We start from the raw sequence: 16,496 nt of genomic DNA, 5'->3' as shown, positions 1-16,496 counted from the left end.
GCGGCCCCTCTGCGGCCTCCACAGCTCCTACTGTCGACGACGCCCACCGGCATCGACAGAGGAGAACCCCCATGCGGATCCGCAACCTGACCAGCGTCGTCCTCCTGACCGCGGCGCTCACGCTGAGCGCGTGCGGCAGCGACGACGGCGACACGTCCAGCACCGCCGAGAGCTCGACCGGGGCGACGACCAGCCCGTCGACCGGCACCAGCGCCGACACCGACACCAGCACCGACACCAGCACCGGCGAACGGACCGGCACGTTCGAGGGACTCAACGGCAAGTCGGTGGCGGGAACCGTGACCGTGACGGCCGACGCGGTCAGCCTCGCCGGCTTCTCCTCCGACGAGGGGCCCGACCTCCACGTCTACCTCACCAACGGCACCGACGAGGCGGCCGTGAGCGCCGGCAAGGAGGTCGACGCCATCGCGTACGACGAGGCGTCGCAGTCCTTCACGCTGGACGGCATCGACCCCGGGTCGTACACCGACGTGGTGATCCACTGCGACAAGGCCAAGGCCGTCTTCGGCGCCGCGCCGCTCGCCTGACATGCCCGCCGCCCTCCGGACGTGGGTGGTGCCGGTCCTCGCCGGCGCCGCCCGCGTCGCCCTCGGCGGGCTCTGGCTCAACGAGGGGATCACCAAGTACCGGGCCGGGTTCGGCAGCGCCGACATCCACCTGGTGGCCGACGGCGCCGCGGCCAACACCCGGGTGCCCGACTACTTCGCCGCCTTCGCCGAGCACGTGCTGGGACCGCAGGCCGAGCTGTTCGGCTTCCTGATGCCGCTGCTCGAGACGGCGTTGGGCCTCGGCCTGATCGCCGGCGTGCTGACGCTGCCGGCGGCCGTCAACTCCACGCTGGCGCTGCTGTCGTACTGGAGCGCGGACCAGCTGATCGACCAGTACCCGGTCATGCTCGGGCTGTCCGTGCTCGTCGTCGCCGTCCCGGCGCAGGCCGGTCGCTTCTCCGTGACGTCGCTGGCCCTCCGGGTGGTGCCGTCGCTGCGCCGCCGGACCGACGCGTCGTGGCGCCGGTGGCTGTGACACCGCCGGTCGAGGCGCACCCTAGGATGGACCACCGTGACTGCCGCATGGGGCTTCGGCCTGACGACGTACGCCGCCGACGGTGAGACCGTCCTCGATACCTGGTTCCCCGCTCCGGCGCTGGGCGACAAGCCCGCCGACGCGCAGGCGCCCGCCGACCTGGTCGCGCTCGAGGGCGCCGACGAGGCACGCAACGTCACCCGCAAGGTCAACCTCGTCGAGATCGCCGACCTGGGGGCCGCGCCGGCCGACACCGTCGAGCTGTGGCTGCGCCTGCACCTGCTCTCGCACTGCCTCGTCGCGCCGCACGGGCAGAACCTCGAGGGCATCTTCGGCCTGCTCACCAACGTCGTGTGGACCTCCGCCGGTCCGTGCGCCGTCGACGGCTTCGAGCTGACCCGCGCCCGGCTGCAGGCCGCCGGCCAGCACGTCACCGTGTACGGCGTCGACAAGTTCCCCCGCCTGGTGGACTACGTGATCCCGGCGGGCGTACGCATCGCCGACGCCGACCGGGTGCGCCTGGGCGCGCACCTCGCCGCCGGCACGACCGTCATGCACGAGGGCTTCGTGAACTTCAACGCCGGCACGCTCGGCACGTCGATGGTCGAGGGCCGGATCTCGGCCGGCGTCGTCGTCGGTGACGGCTCCGACGTCGGGGGCGGCGCCTCGATCATGGGCACCCTGTCGGGCGGCGGCAAGCAGGTCATCTCGGTGGGCCGGCGTTGCCTGCTCGGTGCCAACGCGGGCATCGGCATCTCGCTCGGCGACGACTGCGTCGTCGAGGCCGGCTGCTACGTCACCGCCGGCACCAAGGTCACCGTGGTCGAGCCCGGCAAGGACGCCCGCGTCATCAAGGCCGCCGAGCTGTCCGGAGCCAGCAACGTGCTGTTCCGCCGCAACTCCGTGTCGGGCGCCATCGAGGCCGTTCCGTGGCAGGGCGAGGGCATCGCCCTCAACGCGGCGCTGCACGCCAACTGACGCAGCTGCGTTTTTCCCGACCTCGGACACTGGGTGACGTGAAGCGGTACGCCACCACGGTCGTCGTGGGCCTCGCCGTCGCGGCGACGGTCGCGGCGGTCGGGATCGCCGTGCTCAAGGCCACCGACGCCATCGTCGGCGGCCCGAGCGGCGACTGCACCGCCACCGTGTCCGGTGCGACGGTCGAGGTCAGCGCCGAGCAGGCCGAGAACGCCGCCCTGATCGCCTCGATCGCGGTGCGCCGCGGCATGCCCGCGCGAGCGGCGTCGATCGCGCTCGCCACGGCGTACCAGGAGTCGAAGCTGGAGAACATCGACTACGGCGACCGCGACTCCCTCGGGCTGTTCCAGCAGCGGCCCTCGCAGGGCTGGGGCACGCGCGAGCAGATCCTCGACCCGGTCCACGCCACCAACGCCTTCTACGACGCGCTCGCGAAGGTCGACGGCTACGAGAACATGGAGATCACCGTCGCCGCGCAGCACGTGCAGCGCTCGGCCTTCCCGGACGCGTACGCCGACCACGAGGAGGACGGGCGCGCCCTGGCCTCGTCCCTGACCGGCTTCTCCCCCGCCAGCTTCAGCTGCGACCTCGACGGCGGCGCGCCCTCGGCCGACACCGAGCTCACCGGCACCGGCCTCACCCCGCGCGCCGACGCGACCCGCAAGGAGCTGCTCGAGGCCTTCGGGCGGCTCTCCCTCGGCGGCTTCGACGCCGACGGTGTCAACAGCGGCCACATGGAGGGCTCGGCCCACTACGACGGCCGCGCCATCGACGTGTTCGTTCGGCCGATCAACGCCACCAACAAGGTCAAGGGTTGGGCCATCGCCCACTGGTCGGTCGCCAACGCCGCCCGCCTCGACATCCGCACGGTCATCTTCGACGACCGGATCTGGACCGCCGGCCGTGACGGCTGGCGCGACTACGACCCGCCGTCGTCGTCCGGCGACATCAAGATCCTCGAGCACCGCGACCACGTCCACGTCGACGTCTTCAGGTGACGATCTCCCACGCCAGCGGGGCGATCGGGTCCGGCACGTAGCTGCAGCAGGTGCCGGTGCGCACCGCGCGGTCGAGGTGACCGCCCAGCTCGGGATGGGCCTCCGCGATCCGGGCCAGCGCGTAGCGCAGCGACCGGGTGACGCTGGTGCGGGCCCGCTCCGCCGTGCCGCCGACCACCCGGTGCCGGCCCCCGAGACCGAGGGCGCCGCTGAGCTCGGCGAGCAGGTACTCCCGGTCCCGCTCCGCCAGCTCCCGCCGGGCCTCGTCATGGTCGCGCTCGGCCTCGGCGAGGTCGTCCTCGACCTCCACCAGCCGCCGCCGGTACGACGCCCGCGCCTCCTCGTCCAGCACCGGCAGCCCGCTCTCGACCACGCCCGCACCGGCCAGGTCGAGCGCCGTCACCTCCCGGCCGGGGGAGGCCAGGAGCGCGGCCAGGAGGTGCACGCCCTTGAGGTCGGGGAGCCACGCCTCGGTGCCACCGTGGGCGATCCGCCAGCGGTCGCCCTCCTTGACCAGCGAGGCGCTCCGGTGGGCCGTCGCGGCCGGGGTGAGCTGCTCGCCGAGCAGCGCGGCCACCTCCGCGGCACGACCGGGCGCCCCGAACCTCACGAACCCGTCGGCCGCCGCCTCCCACTCCAGCCGGGCCAGGTCGGCCTCGCCGAGGGCGTGGTGGGCGGCGCCGAGCACGACCCGGGCGCCTGCGGCGTCGTACGGGGCGTCGAGGTCGGTCCACGTCGCGACGGCGGCGGTCGCGGCACCGATCGCCGTCGCCGGGTCGTCCGCGAGCAACGCGGCACGCGCCTGCGCGAGGGCGACCTCGGCGGCCAGGGACTGGCTCGGGTAGGTGGCCTGGATCCGCGCCAGCTCGTCGGCGGCCTGCTCCGCCTCCGTGCGGTCTCCCGACGCGGCGGCGATCTCGGACCGGGCGGCCAGCAACGGCACCAGGCGCAGGTCGCCGAAGGGCGGGCGCTCCTTCCACGGCACGTCGCTGGGGTGGGCGATCTCGTTGCGGATCATCGCGGCGGCGCCGGTGAGGTCGCCGCGCGCGAGCCGGAGCAGGGCGAGGCCCGGCTGCGGGGACCAGGCGCGCTGGTGGGCCTCGCGGAAGGCCTCCTCCGCCCCGGTGAGGTCACCCCGGCGCAGCCGGATCGTGCCCAGCTCGACCAGCGGCCAGCCCAGCTCACGGCGCAGCCACGGCCGCAGCTCGTCGCACGCGGCGAGCGCCTCGTCCTCGGCGACGTCGGCCGGCCCGGAGATCCGGAGCAGCTCCGCGCGGTGCACGCGGCAACGGCCGTGGGTCGCGCCGAACGCCGGGCCCTCGCGCCAGCGATCCATCACCTCGGTCCACTCACGCGCCCGGTCGTGGCGGCCCAGCCACTGCGCCGCGCAGATCAGCTCGCAGTAGACGTTGCCGGTCGTCAGCGGGTCGAAGCGGCCGGCGCCGAGGTCCACCGCGAGCTCGTCGAGCAGCGCGAACCCGCCGTCCAGGTCGCCGGCGTGCAACGCGAGCCGGGCCACCGCCACCCGACCCAGCCCGCGCGCGGGGTCCACGCCGAAGCGCTCCCCCAGCTCCACGGCCTCCCGCGCCGGCGCGAGCGCCGCGGCCGGGTCGCCCGAGAGGAAGCGCTCGTAGGTCGTGATGACCGCGAGCAGCGCGTGCACCGGGCCCGGCTCGGCGTCGGCCACCAGCCGGCGCGCCCGCGCCACCCAGCCACGCACCGGCGCCATCAGCCCGGTCTCGCAGAGCAGGTTCAGCGCGACCAGCGCGGCGGCCCGGGCCGCGGCCTCGTCGCGCCCGGCGACCAGCTCGGCGTCGTACACGGCCTCCCAGGCGGCGACCGAGCCCTCGAGGTCACCGGCGGCGTACCGCTCCAGTGCCTGCCTCTCGAGGTCCTCGGGGCTCACTGTCGCATTGTGACACCGGTTGTCACGCCTCAGGGGTGAACAGCTCCCGAGGAGAGGAAACGCCATGCACGCCACCACCACCGACCTCCCGGTCAAGATGAACGCCCTCGGCGCCGTCGCCCGCCACCAGGGTGAGTTCGGCACCGCCTACGGCACCCTCGCCGCCGAGCACCTGGTCCTCGCGACCGGCGTCGACGTCGCTCCCCTGCTCGCCGGCCTCGACGACGGCCTCTGCTTCGCCGCCCACTGGGGCTACGTCGTGCGCGGCGTCGTGGTCGTGACCTACGGCGACGGCAGCACCGAGCGCTGCACGGCCGGCGAGGTCGTCCACTGGCCCGCAGGCCACACCGTGCGGGTCGAGGAGGAGGCCGAGCTCGTCATGTTCAGCCCGGCCGCCGAGCACCTGGCGGTGATGAACCACATGCTCGGGGTGCTCGCGACGATCCCGGCGTAGCCGCCCGGCGTCGGCGGCTTGTAACTCGGTGTTCGGGTGCACTGCCACGGTGTCGTGACCGGTCAGGACACCGTGGTGGACGCACGGACACCGAGTTACAAGCGAGCGAGCTGAGTGGTCACGCCGGTGGTCAGGCCGTCAGGCGCGCGACCGCGGCGTCGATCCGCTCGTCGGTCGCGGTCAGCGCGATCCGCACGTGGTGCGAGCCGGCGGCGCCGTAGAACGCCCCGGGCGCGACCAGGATGCCCAGCTCGGCGAGCTCGGCGACGAGCTCCCAGGCGCCGGGACCGTCGGGGCCCTTGGTCGTCCAGAGGTAGAGCGAGGCCTCGGAGTGGTCGATCGTGTAGCCCGAGGCCTCGAGCGCCGCGCGGAGCCTGGTGCGACGGGCGAGGTAGCGCTCGTGCTGCTCCTTGACGTGCGCCTCGTCGCCGAGCACGGCGGCCATCGCGTGCTGGGCGGGGCCGGGCATGATCAGGCCGAGGTTCTTGCGGACGGCGAGCAGCTCCGCGATCACCGCGCGGTCGCCGGCGACGAAGCCGCAGCGGTAGCCGGCGAGGTTCGAGCGCTTCGACAGCGAGTGGACGACGAGGATGCCCTCGGAGGAGCCGCCGCAGATGTCGGGGTGCAGGACGGAGTAGGCCTCACCCTCCCAGACGCAGTCGAGGTAGCACTCGTCGGAGACGAGCAGCACGCCCCGCTCGCGGCACCAGTCGACGACCTTCTTGAGGTGCTCCTTGGGGAGCACCCGGCCCGACGGATTCGAGGGCGAGTTGATCCAGAGCAGCGTCGGCGTCTCGGGACCGAAGGTGGTCAGGGAGTCCGTGGCGACGGCCTGGGCGCCGACCAGCGCGGCCCCGACCTCGTACGTCGGGTAGGCCAGCTCGGGGTAGCCGATCACGTCGCCGGGGCCGAGCCCGAGGAAGGTCGGCAGCGAGGCGATGAACTCCTTGGACCCGATCAGCGGCAGCACCTGGTCGGTGCCGATGCCGGTGGCGCCGTGCGTGCCGGCGAGCCAGTCGACGACGGCCTGGCGGACCTCGGGGGTGCCGACGGTGAGCGGGTAGCCGGGCGAGTCCGCTGCCTCCGCCAGGGCGCGGCGCGCGACCTCGGGGGTGGGGTCGACCGGCGTACCGATCGACAGGTCCACGATCCCGTCAGCGTGCGCGCGCGCCGTGGCGGCGTACTGCGTCAGCTTGTCCCACGGGAAGTCGGGCAGCCGACCCGAGACGGGTTTCGAGGCCTCCACCATCGCAGGAAGGACTCAGTGGTCCTGGTTCTGCGGGTCGAGCGCAGCGACGAACTCGGCGTCCTTGTCGATCTCGCCCATCTTGGCGGCACCGCCGGGCGAGCCGAGGTCGTCGAAGAACTTGACGTTGGCGTCGTAGTAGTCCTTCCACTCCTCCGGAACGTCGTCCTCGTAGAAGATCGCCTCGACCGGGCAGACCGGCTCGCAGGCACCGCAGTCGACGCACTCGTCGGGGTGGATGTAGAGCATCCGCTTGCCCTCGTAGATGCAGTCGACCGGGCACTCGTCGACGCACGCACGGTCCTTAACATCGACGCACGGCTGCGAGATGATGTAGGTCATCGGTTCCTCCTGGACCAGGACTTCAACTGGGGCTTGGCATGCCGACACGACGGCGCCCGATAACGAAGGGGTTTCGTGTCGAGGGGCAGCCTAGTATCCCGATCGTGTCCGACGCTCGCAGACCCCCCGAAGATGGACACCGTCCCGGCCAGCACCTGCTCGGTCCCCACGTCGTGGGCCAGCGCGTCGTCGTCCGGCGACTGGTGCACGGCGAGACCGGTCCGACCGGCGGCCCCGCCTTCACCGACGTCCTCGGCGTCTGCACGTCGTGGGCCGACGGCCGCTGCGTCGTGCAGCCCGAGTCCGGCGAGCCGGTGGCGATCCCGGTCACCGACATCGTCTCCGGCAAGCCGGTCCCGCCGCGGCCGTCGGTGCGCCAGCGGGTCGGCGTGCGCGAGGCGGAGGCCCGCACCGGCGCGCTCTGGCCCGACCTCGAGCGCCTGCCCCTCGGCGAGTGGGAGCTGCGCTGCCAGCCCTCCGGGGCGACGGTGCTCCGCAAGCGCGCCAACTCCTGCCTGGCGATCGGCGACCCCGGCGTACCGCTGGCCGAGGCGGCCGCGCAGGTGCGGGAGTTCTACGCCGCCCGCTCGCGCGACCCGCTCATCCAGCTGGAGGCCGGCTCCGACGTCGAGGCCGGGCTGCAGGAACTCGGCTGGCAACCGCTCGGGTACGGCGAGTCCGAGCTGCGCCTCGCCGCGGTCTCGAGGGTCCGGCGGGCCCTCCCCCGCCAGCGACACGCGCCCGAGCTGGCCGTCACCGGCGCCCGCGCCCTCGCCACGATCGGCACCGGCTGCGACCCGCTCGCCGAGGCCCAGGCCACGATCGACGGCGACTGGCTCGGCATCTACGGCCTGACCGTCGATCCCGGCCACCGCCGGCGCGGGCTCGCGACCGACGTCCTCTCCGAGCTCCTGGAGTGGGGCGCCGAGCAGGGTGCGCTCACGGTGTGGCTGCACGTCGAGACCGCCAACGACGCCGGACTCGCGTTCTGGGACGCGCTCGGGTTCACACCCCACCACACCTGCCGCTACTACGCGCCGGGGCCGGTCCACTGACGTAGCCTCCGGACATGGAGAGCAATCCCGCGAGCGAGTCCCGGCACGGCACGCGAGGCCCCGGCCGGTTCGAGGTGTTCGTCGACGCCATCAACCACCGGATCAGCAGGGCGCCCTTCTTCGGCGTCATCGTCGTGGCGCTGGCGTTGTGGGGGCTGAGCAAGCCGCTGTGGGCCAGCACGACCAAGTGGGAGCTCGGGCTGCACACGGGATCCTCGATCCTGTCCCTGCTGCTCCTCGTGCTGCTCGAGAACGCCGGGCGGCGCGGCGAGGAGGCGTCGCAGGAGAAGCTCAACGTGATCGCCGAGGCGCTCTCGGACCTGATGGCCCACCAGCCCGACGAGTCCGGCGAGCTCGGTGCGTCGGTGCGGCGGCTGCGCGAGGCCGTCGGCCTCGAGGAGCGCCACTGACCCGGCGGGGTCAGTCCGTGCGGCCCAGCTCCGTGAGCGCCTCGCCCGTCAGCCGGTACGTCGACCACTCCTGCATCGGGCAGGCGCCGAGGCTCTCGTAGAACTCGATCGACGGCGTGTTCCAGTCGAGCACCGCCCACTCCACGCGGCGGTAGCCGCGGTCGACGGCGATCCGGGCGAGCGCGGCCAGCAGCGCCTTGCCCAGGCCGGTGCCGCGGGCCTGCGGGTCGACGTACAGGTCCTCGAGGTAGATACCCGGCACGCCGGTCCACGTCGAGTACGTGCGGAACCACAGCGCCATGCCGACGACCGGGCCGCCGGGCGCGGACTCCGCGACCAGCACGTTGGCGACCGGGTCGTCGCCGAACACCCAGCGCTGGAGGTCGTCCTCCGTGGTCTCGACCGCGTCGGGCTCGCGCTCGTAGTCGGCGAGCCCACGGATCAGCCGGAGGACGTCGGGGACGTCCTCCGGCCTCGCGTGCCGGACACCGGCCGGCAGGCCCGGGCCTGCGTCAGCCACGCGCCAGGAAGCTCAGCAGGTCGTGGCGGGTCAGCACGCCGACCGGCTTGCCGTCCTCGTGCACGAGCACTGCGTCCGCCGACTCCAGCAGGGGTACGGCGGCGGTGGCCTCCTCGGTCGAGCCGATCGTCGGCAGCGCGGCCGACATGTGGTCCTCGACCGCGTCGCTGAGCCGGGCCTTGCCCGTGAACAGCGCATCGAGCAGCGCCCGCTCGGAGACGGAGCCCGCGACCTCGGCGGCCACGATCGGCGGCTCCGCGCGGACGACGGGCATCTGCGAGACGCCGTACTCCTGCAGGATGCCGACCGCCTCGGCGATGGTCTCGTTGGGGTGCGTGTGGACCAGCGCGGGCAGCCCGCCGGTCTTGTGGCTCAGGACCTCCCCGATCGACCGGGTCGGCTGCGCCTGTCCGTTGCTGAAGCCGTACTGGGCCAGCCAGTCGTCGTTGAAGACCTTGCTGAGGTAGCCGCGGCCCGAGTCGGGCAGCAGGACCACGATCACGGCGTCGTTGCGCCCCTCGGCAGCGAGCTCCTGCGCGAGCTGGCGCGCGGCGTAGGCGGCCATGCCGGAGGAACCGCCGACGAGCATCGCCTCCTCGCGGGCCAGGCGGCGGGTGAAGGCGAACGAGTCGGCGTCGGAGACCTCGATGATCCGGTCCGCGATCTCGCGGTCGTAGGTCTCGGGCCAGAAGTCCTCGCCGACGCCCTCGACGAGGTAGGGGCGGCCGGTGCCGCCGGAGTAGACCGAGCCGGCCGGGTCGGCGCCGACGACCTGGACCTCGGCGTTCTGCTCCTTGAGGTAGCGACCGATGCCGGAGATCGTGCCGCCGGTGCCGACACCCGCGACGAAGTGGGTGATCCGGCCCTCGGTCTGGCGCCAGAGCTCGGGTCCGGTCTCCTCGTAGTGCGAGCGCGGGTTGTGCGGGTTGGAGTACTGGTCGGGCTTCCACGCGCCCGGCTGGCTGGCGAGGCGGTCGGACACGTTGTAGTAGGAGTCGGGGTGCTCGGGGGCGACGGCCGTCGGGCAGACGACCACCTCGGCGCCGTAGGCCTTGAGGACGTTGCGCTTGTCCTCGCTCACCTTGTCAGGGCACACGAAGATGCAGTGGTAGCCCTTCTGCTGGGCCACCATCGCCAGCCCGACGCCGGTGTTGCCGGACGTGGGCTCCACGATCGTGCCGCCGGGCTTGAGGGCGCCGGACTCCTCGGCGGCCTCGATCATCCGGGTGGCGATCCGGTCCTTCACCGAACCGCCGGGGTTGAGGTACTCCACCTTGGCCAGCACCAACGGTCCGTCGGCTGGCAGGTCGAGGGAACGGTTGAGCCGGACCAGCGGGGTGTTGCCGATCAGCTCCAGCAGGGACTCGACGTACTCCATGCGGACACCGTATCGGTGGATCCGTAGAGTTGCCGCCGTGAGCAAGGCGTCCGCAGCCCGCAAGCTCGCTTCCGCCGCGCTCTACGGCGGGGGCGGGCTCTCCGCGCTGGGCGCAGGCCTCTACGGCGTGCTGACCGCCGAGGCCCGGCTGGCGCGCAAGACGATCGGCCCCGCTCGCGAGGAGCCGCCGCCGGACGCCACCGGCTGGTACGGCCGCGGCCGACCCGGTCCGGCGATCCGGATCGCCTTGCTCGGCGACTCCAGCGCGGCCGGCTACGGCGCCGAGCGCGTCGAGGAGACACCCGGTGCGCTGATCGCCTCGGCGATCGCGGAGCACGCCGACCGCCGCGTCTACCTGCGCGAGTTCTGCGTCGTCGGCGCGAAGTCGTCCGACCTCGCATCGCAGGTCGAGCGCGCACTGCCGATCGAGCCCGAGGCCGTGGTCATCCTGATCGGCGGCAACGACGTCACCCACACGATGCGGCCCTCGCAGTCGGTGCGCTACCTCTCCGAGGGCGTACGACGCCTGATGGGCTCCGGCGCGAAGGTCGTCGTCGGCACCTGCCCCGACCTCGGCACCATCCAGCCCATCGCTCCCCCACTGCGCCAGGTCGCGCGCTCGTGGTCGCGCCGGCTCGCCGCCGCGCAGACCATCGCGGTGATCGAGGAGGGCGGCCGGACCGTGTCGCTCGGCGACGTCCTGGGCCCGGAGTTCGCGGCCGCGCCCGCGCTGCTGTTCGGCCCCGACCAGTTCCACCCCTCCGCCGAGGGCTACCGCCGCCTCGCCGACGTGCTGATCCCCTCCGTGCTCGCCGCGCTCGAGCAGGCGCCGGCCGAGGAGGTCGGGCTGGAGGCCTTCCGCGGCGAGGGCGTGCTGCCCGTCACCCGTGCGGCCGTCCAGGCCGTCAAGGAGCCCGGCACCGAGCTCGACGGCACCGAGATCGCCGGCCGTCGCGCCGGCGTACGCGGCCTGTGGGTCGAGCTGCGCCACCGCCGCAGCCGCCAGCACGTCCCGGGCGAGGCGCCTGCCGAGCACGAGAGCGTCCCGGCCGCGGACTGACCCGCTCCGGAGGCCGACTCCTGCGACGTCTCCATGAGTCGCGTCGCGGATTCTCCGCACCACGCTGCGGTTGGTCCGGTGGTGACGTTCGCGCCGGGGGTCGGTCGGCTACGCGCGGCCGCCGGAGCCACCGCGACAGGTGTGCCACGAGAGCAGCAGGAGGGCCGGAAAAACCGAACGACCCCGGCCCACCGAGGTGGGCCGGGGCCGTCGTACGACAGGGATCAGTCCTGCTGGAGGATCGCGAGGATCCGGAGCAGGTTGGTGTAGATCCAGACCAGGCTGACGAGCAGGCCGAACGAGGCCCGCCACGACTCGCGCTCCGGCAGGCCGTTGGCGATGCCCTGCTCGACGAAGTCGAAGTCGAGGATCAGCATGAACACACCGAGCACCAGGCCGCCGACCGCGAACAGCAGGCCGAGCTTGCCGTCGCCGAACAGGCCGACGCCGTTGCCGAAGAGGCCGAGGACGACCTCCATCAGGCTGAGCGCGACCATGCCGAACATCGCAGCGATGACGAAGGTGCGGAACTTCTGGCCGACCTTGATGTCGAAGAACTTGTAGGCCGCGAGCGTGCCACCGAAGGCGGCGAAGGTGCCGACGACCGCCTGGACGACGATGCCGCCCATGCCGGAGGCGTCCGAGCCGTAGGCAGCGTCGTAGAACTTGCTCAGGCCACCGAGCGCGACACCCTCGGCCAGGGCGAACGCCATGACCAGGGCGGGGCTGATGACCCGCTTGAACGAGTTGACCAGCGACAGGATGAACGCCGCGCCGGCACCGACGATCATGATGCCCGAGAGGGTGCTGATCGCCTCGGTGCTGTCGATGTCGGGGGTGAGGAACCACGTCGCCGCGGCGGCGACGATCGTGATGCCGAGCGTGATCGCGGTCGACTGGACGACGGAGTCGATCGTCATCCGGCCGCTCTGCTGGACGGGGGCGGGCGGGGCCGGGTAGCCCGGCTGGCCGCCGTACTGGGGCTGGCCGAACTGCTGGTAGGCGCCGGCACCGCTCCGGGTGAACTCCTCGGAGCGCCGGAACACCGGGTTGTTGCTCTGCATGATCTCCTCCGCACAGCGATAGGTCGAGGACCCCAGTCTAGGGGCCTGATGCTGATGGAACGCCCGGTGCTGGCGAATGGTTCCCGGAATTCAGCGGGCGGAGATGCGCACCCCCACCTCCTGCCCGGGTACGTCGGGCCGCACCTCGATCCGGCCGTCCGTGCCGGGCGCCCACGAGCCGCCGGTGACCGCGACGTCGTACCCGTGCGGGTAGTGGAGCGGGCTGACGAAGATCTCGGTCGGGGCGTCGACGGCGTTCGAGCGGTAGCGGTAGGAGAAGGCGCCGGTGGTCGCGTCGAAGTCCATCGCGAGGGGCGTTCCGGCCGTGGCCTGGGCGTAGGTGCGGACCAGGACGCGCAGCTTGTCGGCCTTGACCGAGCCGAGGTCGGAGTCGTCGTGGAACATCCCCTGCGCGTCGTCGGCGGTGGTCGGGTCCTGCCACTGCTTGTAGGCCCAGTGCGTCCAGCCCATCAGGTTGCGGTCGGCGACCGCCGCGTCGATCTCGACGGCGCGGAGGTTGTCGGTCGCGCCCCACTCGCTCATCATCGGCGCGGCGCTGATCCGCGCGGCCTGCGCGAGCGCGGTGGTCGTGCGCTCCTGGCTGAACTTCCAGCAGTTCTCGACGTTGCCGAACGGCAGGCCCTGCGACTCGAGGAAGACGTCCTGGCAGTAGTTGTGCCACGAGTAGCCGAGCTGCTGCTCCCCCGCCATCGGCTCGAGGTACGTCGGCACCGGGCGCCCGGCCGCCAGCTGCTGCGGCTCCCACCACACGACGTTCTCGCCGTCGACCGCACGGATGGCGCGGGTGACCTTCTCGTAGGCCGGCTGCAGCTCCTTGACGTAGCTGTTCTGGCAGCCGCCGGTGAAGCAGGCGAGCCACTCCAGACCCATCCAGGGTTCGTTGATCAGGTCGTAGCCCATCAGGTACGGCTGGTCCCTCCACCAGCCGGCGGCGACCTGCCAGGCCGACGCCCAGTGGTCGATGCCGCGGTGGCGGTTGGCCCAGAACTCGTCGAAGACCAGCGAGTTCTCGGGGGTCCAGTAGCCCATCGGGAAGGGCAGGTTGACGGGCGGCAGCAGCCCGAGGACCAGCGGCCGGTGCAGCGCCCAGTCCGGCACGCCCTCGCCGCCGTACGTCTCGTGGAACTGGTCCTGGTGCATGTCGAGCTGCATCCAGATGCCCTTGTCGGCGAGCAGGTCCATCACCCGTTGCCACCCGGTGCGGTACGACGGGTCGCCCACCCCCGGTGCGTCCGGCGTGATCCCCGCCCACAGCGTGCCGAGCCGGACGCCGTTGAAGCCGTGCTGCTCCAGCCAGTCGGCGTCGGCGGCGGTGAAGCCCTCCGCGGTCGCGGGTGGGACGTACGGGTCGAGCTTCCAGACCAGGTTGAACCCGTGCACGATCACGACCCGGCCCTGCTCGTCGACGAGCCAACGCCCCTGCTTGCGCAGCTGGGGCGTGTCGTCGTCGGTGGGCGCCGCGCTCGCCGACGCGGCCGTCGCGGTCAGGCCGAGGGCCGCGAGGAGCACGGCGGCGACCAACAGGGCGGCACGGCACAGCGAACTAGAACGTGTTGCAGGGAGCACGTCCGGCACGGTACGCGACGGGAGTGACCTCCGTCACCCCTCGCCGCAGCGGGCGCGGGTCAGCGACGGCGCAGCCGGACCACCGTGTCCCGCACGGCGAGCGGCCCGTCGACCGTCTCCTGCACCCGGTCCGGGGTGTCCGCGACCTCGACCTCCCACTCCGAGTCGGGCTGGTCCGCGCCCAGGGTCGCGAGCACCCGGTCCGGCTCGAACAGCAGGCCGGGACCGTGGTCGTGCCGTGCGCCGGTGGCGACGTCCTCGGGGTGGTGGGCGGTGACGAGCAGCCGGCCACCCGGCGCGACCGCGGCAGCGATCCCGCGGTAGATCGCACCGAAGTCGTCGACCGGCACGTGCAGGAAGCTCACCGTGACCAGGTCGAACGTGTGCCGGCCGGCGGGCCGCGGGTCGGCGAGGGCGTCGTAGAACCCGAGCCGCAGGCGGTCGTCGACACCCTCCTGCTCGGCGTGGGCGGCGACCTTCGCGAGGGCGACCTGCGAGACGTCGACCGCCGTCACCCGCCAGCCCTGCTTGGCCAGCCAGATCGCGTCGCCGCCCTCGCCGCAGGCCACGTCGAGCGCGGTACCGGGCTCGAGGTCGGCGACCTGCTCGACCAGCCGCTGGTTGGGCCGGCCGCTCCACACGCGGTCACTGCCGCCGTAGCGCTCGTCCCAGAAGCCGGCGGTCAGTGCCTCGCGGAGTGTCTCGACGGACAGGTGGTCGTGGTCGTGGTCGTGACGTTGCATGGGTCCACTGTGGCGGTTCAGGTCGACCTGAAGTCAACTGCTGCCGTGAGCAGCGCGTCTCCGCCGTGGGCAGCAACCGCTGGTCCGCCGTCGTACGGCGACGCATCGTGGCGCCATGACCGATGACCAACGCCCACGGATGTTCGACGACCGCCGTCGGCGCGAGCTCCACCAGCAACGCGTGCTCGTGCTCGACGGCGCGCTCGACGACGACAACGGCCTCGTCCTGGCCACCCAGCTCCTGGGCCTCGCCGCCGAGGACCCGGCCTCCGAGATCGCCCTGTGGATCCACTCACCCGGCGGCTCGGTGCCGGCGATGCTCGCCATCCGCGACGTGATGCGGCTGGTGCCCTGCGACGTCTCCACCCTCGCGCTCGGCATCGCCTGCAGCGCTGGGCAGTTCCTGCTGTCGTCCGGTACGCCGGGCAAGCGCCGGGCCCTCCCCCACGCCCGGATCCTGATGCACCAGGGCTCCGCCGGGATCGGCGGCACCGCGGCCGACGTCGAGCTGCAGGCCGAGGATCTTCGGCACATGCGCGACACCGTGCTCGGCCTGATCGCCGAGGACACCGGCCAGCCGATCGAGCGGGTCTTCGAGGACTCGCTGCGCGACCGCTGGTACACCGCGACCGAGGCCCTCGAGTACGGCTTCGTCGACGAGGTGGTCGACTCCTTCCACGCCGTGGCGACGACGGTGCGTCGTACCGTCGGTCTCGGCACGTTCGCAGCGGGTGCACGATGAGCAGCTACACGATCCCCAACGTCATCGCCCAGCACCCGCGCGGCGAGCGGGTCATGGACGTCTACTCGCACCTGCTGACCGAGCGCGTCGTCTACCTCGGCACCGCGATCGACGCCGGCGTCGCGAACGCCCTCGTCGCGCAGCTGCTCTTCCTCGAGGCCGACAACCCCGACCGCGACATCCAGCTCTACATCAACTGCGAGGGCGGCGACCCGAGCGCGATGCTCGCCGTCCACGACACGCTGCAGTACATCCGGCCGCAGGTCGCCACCACCTGCGTCGGCCAGGCCGTCGCCGTCGGAGCGGTGCTCCTCGCCGCCGGCGCCCCCGGCAAGCGATCGGCGCTCCCCCACGCCCGGGTCGTGCTCCACCAGCCCGCGGCCAGCGGCCGCGGTCCGATCCCCGACCTGATCCTCCAGGCCGACGAGGTGGTCCGGGTGCGCGCCGACATCGAGCGGATCCTGTCGCGGCACACGGGGCAGGACGTCGCCAGGCTGCGCGCGGACACCGACCACGACCGGGTGTTCACCGCGGCCGCGGCGCGCGAGTACGGGCTGATCGACCAGGTGATCGAGGAGCGTCCCGCGCTCGCGTGATGCCGCGGGTCGGGCAGCCGTCCGGGTCCTCGTCCCCCTTCGAGTGGGCAGGAACCGCAGACATCCCGGCTCTTGTGGTGCATCGGTGGGCCGCGCTCCGGGTCACCGGCGCGATGTTGCGTCGGTCGGTGGTGGGGTTCGCAGGCGGCAGCGACCGGACGAGTCGGGTCGTGGGTCGGGTCCGGCGGCCGGGTTGCGGCCGGCTTGGGGTGGTGGCGCGTGGTGGTGCGTGGTGACCCCCTCGAGTGGGCACGAACCGCAGATTCCGGGCCGGTTTTTCTGCGGTCTGTGACCAAACGACGGGGGTCACCAACGCCCAACAGGCCAGAACGAGCCGGGCGGCCGCGTCAGCGGCGGCGCGGACGAAGTCCGT

The 16,496-nt window shown here is 72.7% G+C and carries 18 protein-coding genes; 10 read left to right on the top strand and 8 right to left on the bottom strand.

The genetic code is table 11. From position 1 onward, the window contains the following. Positions 1-71: 71 nt before the first annotated feature. Genes ASE20_RS09410 through ASE20_RS09395 form a run of 4 tightly spaced genes read left to right on the top strand, consistent with a single transcriptional unit; the run spans position 72 to position 3,020 of the window. On the top strand, positions 72-548 hold the full coding sequence (locus ASE20_RS09410) for a DM13 domain-containing protein (RefSeq protein WP_056894294.1): 477 nt from the start codon (positions 72-74) through the stop codon (positions 546-548). A 1-nt stretch (position 549) separates the two neighbouring features. Then, the gene (locus ASE20_RS09405; RefSeq protein WP_056894293.1) at positions 550-1,044 is read left to right on the top strand and encodes a DoxX family membrane protein; all 495 of its coding nucleotides are present in this window, start codon (positions 550-552) and stop codon (positions 1,042-1,044) included. 36 nt (positions 1,045-1,080) lie between these two features. Further along, positions 1,081-2,022: a 2,3,4,5-tetrahydropyridine-2,6-dicarboxylate N-succinyltransferase gene (dapD, locus tag ASE20_RS09400; RefSeq protein WP_056894292.1), complete on the top strand. Its 942-nt coding sequence runs from the start codon at positions 1,081-1,083 to the stop codon at positions 2,020-2,022. A 38-nt stretch (positions 2,023-2,060) separates the two neighbouring features. After that, positions 2,061-3,020 carry a hypothetical protein gene (locus ASE20_RS09395; protein ID WP_056894291.1) on the top strand — a complete coding sequence of 320 codons (960 nt, stop codon included), beginning with the start codon at positions 2,061-2,063 and terminating at the stop codon, positions 3,018-3,020. Here ASE20_RS09395 and ASE20_RS09390 read toward each other — a convergent pair. Continuing rightward, positions 3,013-4,926 carry a hypothetical protein gene (locus ASE20_RS09390; protein WP_056894290.1) on the bottom strand — a complete coding sequence of 638 codons (1,914 nt, stop codon included), beginning with the start codon at positions 4,924-4,926 and terminating at the stop codon, positions 3,013-3,015. The two genes, ASE20_RS09395 and ASE20_RS09390, sit on opposite strands and share 8 nt — an antisense overlap. Before the next feature lie 64 nt (positions 4,927-4,990). Here ASE20_RS09390 and ASE20_RS09385 point away from each other — a divergent pair, with 64 nt between their 5' ends. Next, positions 4,991-5,380: a hypothetical protein gene (locus tag ASE20_RS09385; protein WP_056894289.1), complete on the top strand. Its 390-nt coding sequence runs from the start codon at positions 4,991-4,993 to the stop codon at positions 5,378-5,380. Positions 5,381-5,510: 130 nt separating this feature from the next. Here ASE20_RS09385 and dapC read toward each other — a convergent pair whose 3' ends face one another. Both dapC and fdxA read right to left on the bottom strand, forming a co-directional pair. Beyond that, positions 5,511-6,629 carry a succinyldiaminopimelate transaminase gene (gene dapC / locus ASE20_RS09380; protein WP_056894288.1) on the bottom strand — a complete coding sequence of 373 codons (1,119 nt, stop codon included), beginning with the start codon at positions 6,627-6,629 and terminating at the stop codon, positions 5,511-5,513. Between the two features lie 12 nt (positions 6,630-6,641). Beyond that, a complete protein-coding gene (fdxA, locus tag ASE20_RS09375) occupies positions 6,642-6,968 on the bottom strand; it encodes a ferredoxin (RefSeq protein ID WP_056894287.1) in 327 nt (108 codons plus the stop codon). Between the two features lie 104 nt (positions 6,969-7,072). Between fdxA and ASE20_RS09370 the strand changes: the two genes are divergently transcribed. Both ASE20_RS09370 and ASE20_RS09365 read left to right on the top strand, forming a co-directional pair. After that, complete coding sequence (locus ASE20_RS09370; protein WP_157538408.1) at positions 7,073-8,023, top strand: GNAT family N-acetyltransferase; 951 nt, start codon at positions 7,073-7,075, stop codon at positions 8,021-8,023. A gap of 14 nt (positions 8,024-8,037) precedes the next feature. Then, positions 8,038-8,433, top strand: a complete 396-nt coding sequence (locus ASE20_RS09365; RefSeq protein ID WP_056894285.1) for a low affinity iron permease family protein — start codon at positions 8,038-8,040, stop codon at positions 8,431-8,433. Positions 8,434-8,443: 10 nt separating this feature from the next. Here ASE20_RS09365 and ASE20_RS09360 read toward each other — a convergent pair whose 3' ends face one another. Then, positions 8,444-8,953: a GNAT family N-acetyltransferase gene (locus ASE20_RS09360; RefSeq protein ID WP_225869026.1), complete on the bottom strand. Its 510-nt coding sequence runs from the start codon at positions 8,951-8,953 to the stop codon at positions 8,444-8,446. Further along, positions 8,946-10,331, bottom strand: coding sequence for a cystathionine beta-synthase (locus ASE20_RS09355; RefSeq protein WP_056894284.1), 1,386 nt, complete (start codon positions 10,329-10,331; stop codon positions 8,946-8,948). Before ASE20_RS09355 ends, ASE20_RS09360 begins: the two co-directional genes overlap by 8 nt. A 37-nt stretch (positions 10,332-10,368) precedes the next feature. Here ASE20_RS09355 and ASE20_RS09350 point away from each other — a divergent pair, with 37 nt between their 5' ends. Continuing rightward, positions 10,369-11,391: an SGNH/GDSL hydrolase family protein gene (locus ASE20_RS09350; protein WP_082612285.1), complete on the top strand. Its 1,023-nt coding sequence runs from the start codon at positions 10,369-10,371 to the stop codon at positions 11,389-11,391. Between the two features lie 224 nt (positions 11,392-11,615). Here ASE20_RS09350 and ASE20_RS09345 read toward each other — a convergent pair whose 3' ends face one another. From ASE20_RS09345 to ASE20_RS09335, 3 genes are all read right to left on the bottom strand, one after another. After that, positions 11,616-12,455, bottom strand: a complete 840-nt coding sequence (locus tag ASE20_RS09345) for a Bax inhibitor-1/YccA family membrane protein (protein WP_056894282.1) — start codon at positions 12,453-12,455, stop codon at positions 11,616-11,618. A 90-nt stretch (positions 12,456-12,545) separates the two neighbouring features. Continuing rightward, the gene (locus tag ASE20_RS09340; RefSeq protein ID WP_162260990.1) at positions 12,546-14,042 is read right to left on the bottom strand and encodes a cellulase family glycosylhydrolase; all 1,497 of its coding nucleotides are present in this window, start codon (positions 14,040-14,042) and stop codon (positions 12,546-12,548) included. Between the two features lie 59 nt (positions 14,043-14,101). Next, positions 14,102-14,785 carry an SAM-dependent methyltransferase gene (locus tag ASE20_RS09335; protein ID WP_082612283.1) on the bottom strand — a complete coding sequence of 228 codons (684 nt, stop codon included), beginning with the start codon at positions 14,783-14,785 and terminating at the stop codon, positions 14,102-14,104. 115 nt (positions 14,786-14,900) lie between these two features. Here ASE20_RS09335 and ASE20_RS09330 point away from each other — a divergent pair, with 115 nt between their 5' ends. Together ASE20_RS09330 and ASE20_RS09325 are read left to right on the top strand one after the other, a co-directional pair. Further along, positions 14,901-15,527, top strand: a complete 627-nt coding sequence (locus ASE20_RS09330; RefSeq protein ID WP_056894280.1) for a ClpP family protease — start codon at positions 14,901-14,903, stop codon at positions 15,525-15,527. Next, positions 15,524-16,123, top strand: a complete 600-nt coding sequence (locus ASE20_RS09325) for a ClpP family protease (protein WP_056894279.1) — start codon at positions 15,524-15,526, stop codon at positions 16,121-16,123. The genes ASE20_RS09330 and ASE20_RS09325 overlap by 4 nt, the downstream gene beginning before the upstream one ends. Positions 16,124-16,496: the final 373 nt, after the last annotated feature.

Origin of the sequence: Nocardioides sp. Root240 (genome assembly GCF_001428825.1) — a bacterium.
In the GTDB taxonomy this organism is placed as follows: domain Bacteria; phylum Actinomycetota; class Actinomycetes; order Propionibacteriales; family Nocardioidaceae; genus Nocardioides.
Note: the sequence above shows the minus strand (reverse complement) of the source record. Positions and strands in the feature narration are given on the sequence as shown.

Excerpts from the sequence above, each read along its gene's own strand:
- ASE20_RS09410 (WP_056894294.1), top strand. The coding sequence starts at position 72 with ATGCGGATCCGCAACCTGACCAGCGTCGTCCTCCTGACCGCGGCGCTC.
- ASE20_RS09405 (WP_056894293.1), top strand. The coding sequence starts at position 550 with ATGCCCGCCGCCCTCCGGACGTGGGTGGTGCCGGTCCTCGCCGGCGCC.
- ASE20_RS09385 (WP_056894289.1), top strand. The coding sequence starts at position 4,991 with ATGCACGCCACCACCACCGACCTCCCGGTCAAGATGAACGCCCTCGGC.
- dapC (WP_056894288.1), bottom strand. The coding sequence starts at position 6,629 with ATGGTGGAGGCCTCGAAACCCGTCTCGGGTCGGCTGCCCGACTTCCCG.
- fdxA (WP_056894287.1), bottom strand. The coding sequence starts at position 6,968 with ATGACCTACATCATCTCGCAGCCGTGCGTCGATGTTAAGGACCGTGCG.
- ASE20_RS09365 (WP_056894285.1), top strand. The coding sequence starts at position 8,038 with ATGGAGAGCAATCCCGCGAGCGAGTCCCGGCACGGCACGCGAGGCCCC.
- ASE20_RS09355 (WP_056894284.1), bottom strand. The coding sequence starts at position 10,331 with ATGGAGTACGTCGAGTCCCTGCTGGAGCTGATCGGCAACACCCCGCTG.
- ASE20_RS09345 (WP_056894282.1), bottom strand. The coding sequence starts at position 12,455 with ATGCAGAGCAACAACCCGGTGTTCCGGCGCTCCGAGGAGTTCACCCGG.
- ASE20_RS09335 (WP_082612283.1), bottom strand. The coding sequence starts at position 14,785 with ATGCAACGTCACGACCACGACCACGACCACCTGTCCGTCGAGACACTC.
- ASE20_RS09330 (WP_056894280.1), top strand. The coding sequence starts at position 14,901 with ATGACCGATGACCAACGCCCACGGATGTTCGACGACCGCCGTCGGCGC.
- ASE20_RS09325 (WP_056894279.1), top strand. The coding sequence starts at position 15,524 with ATGAGCAGCTACACGATCCCCAACGTCATCGCCCAGCACCCGCGCGGC.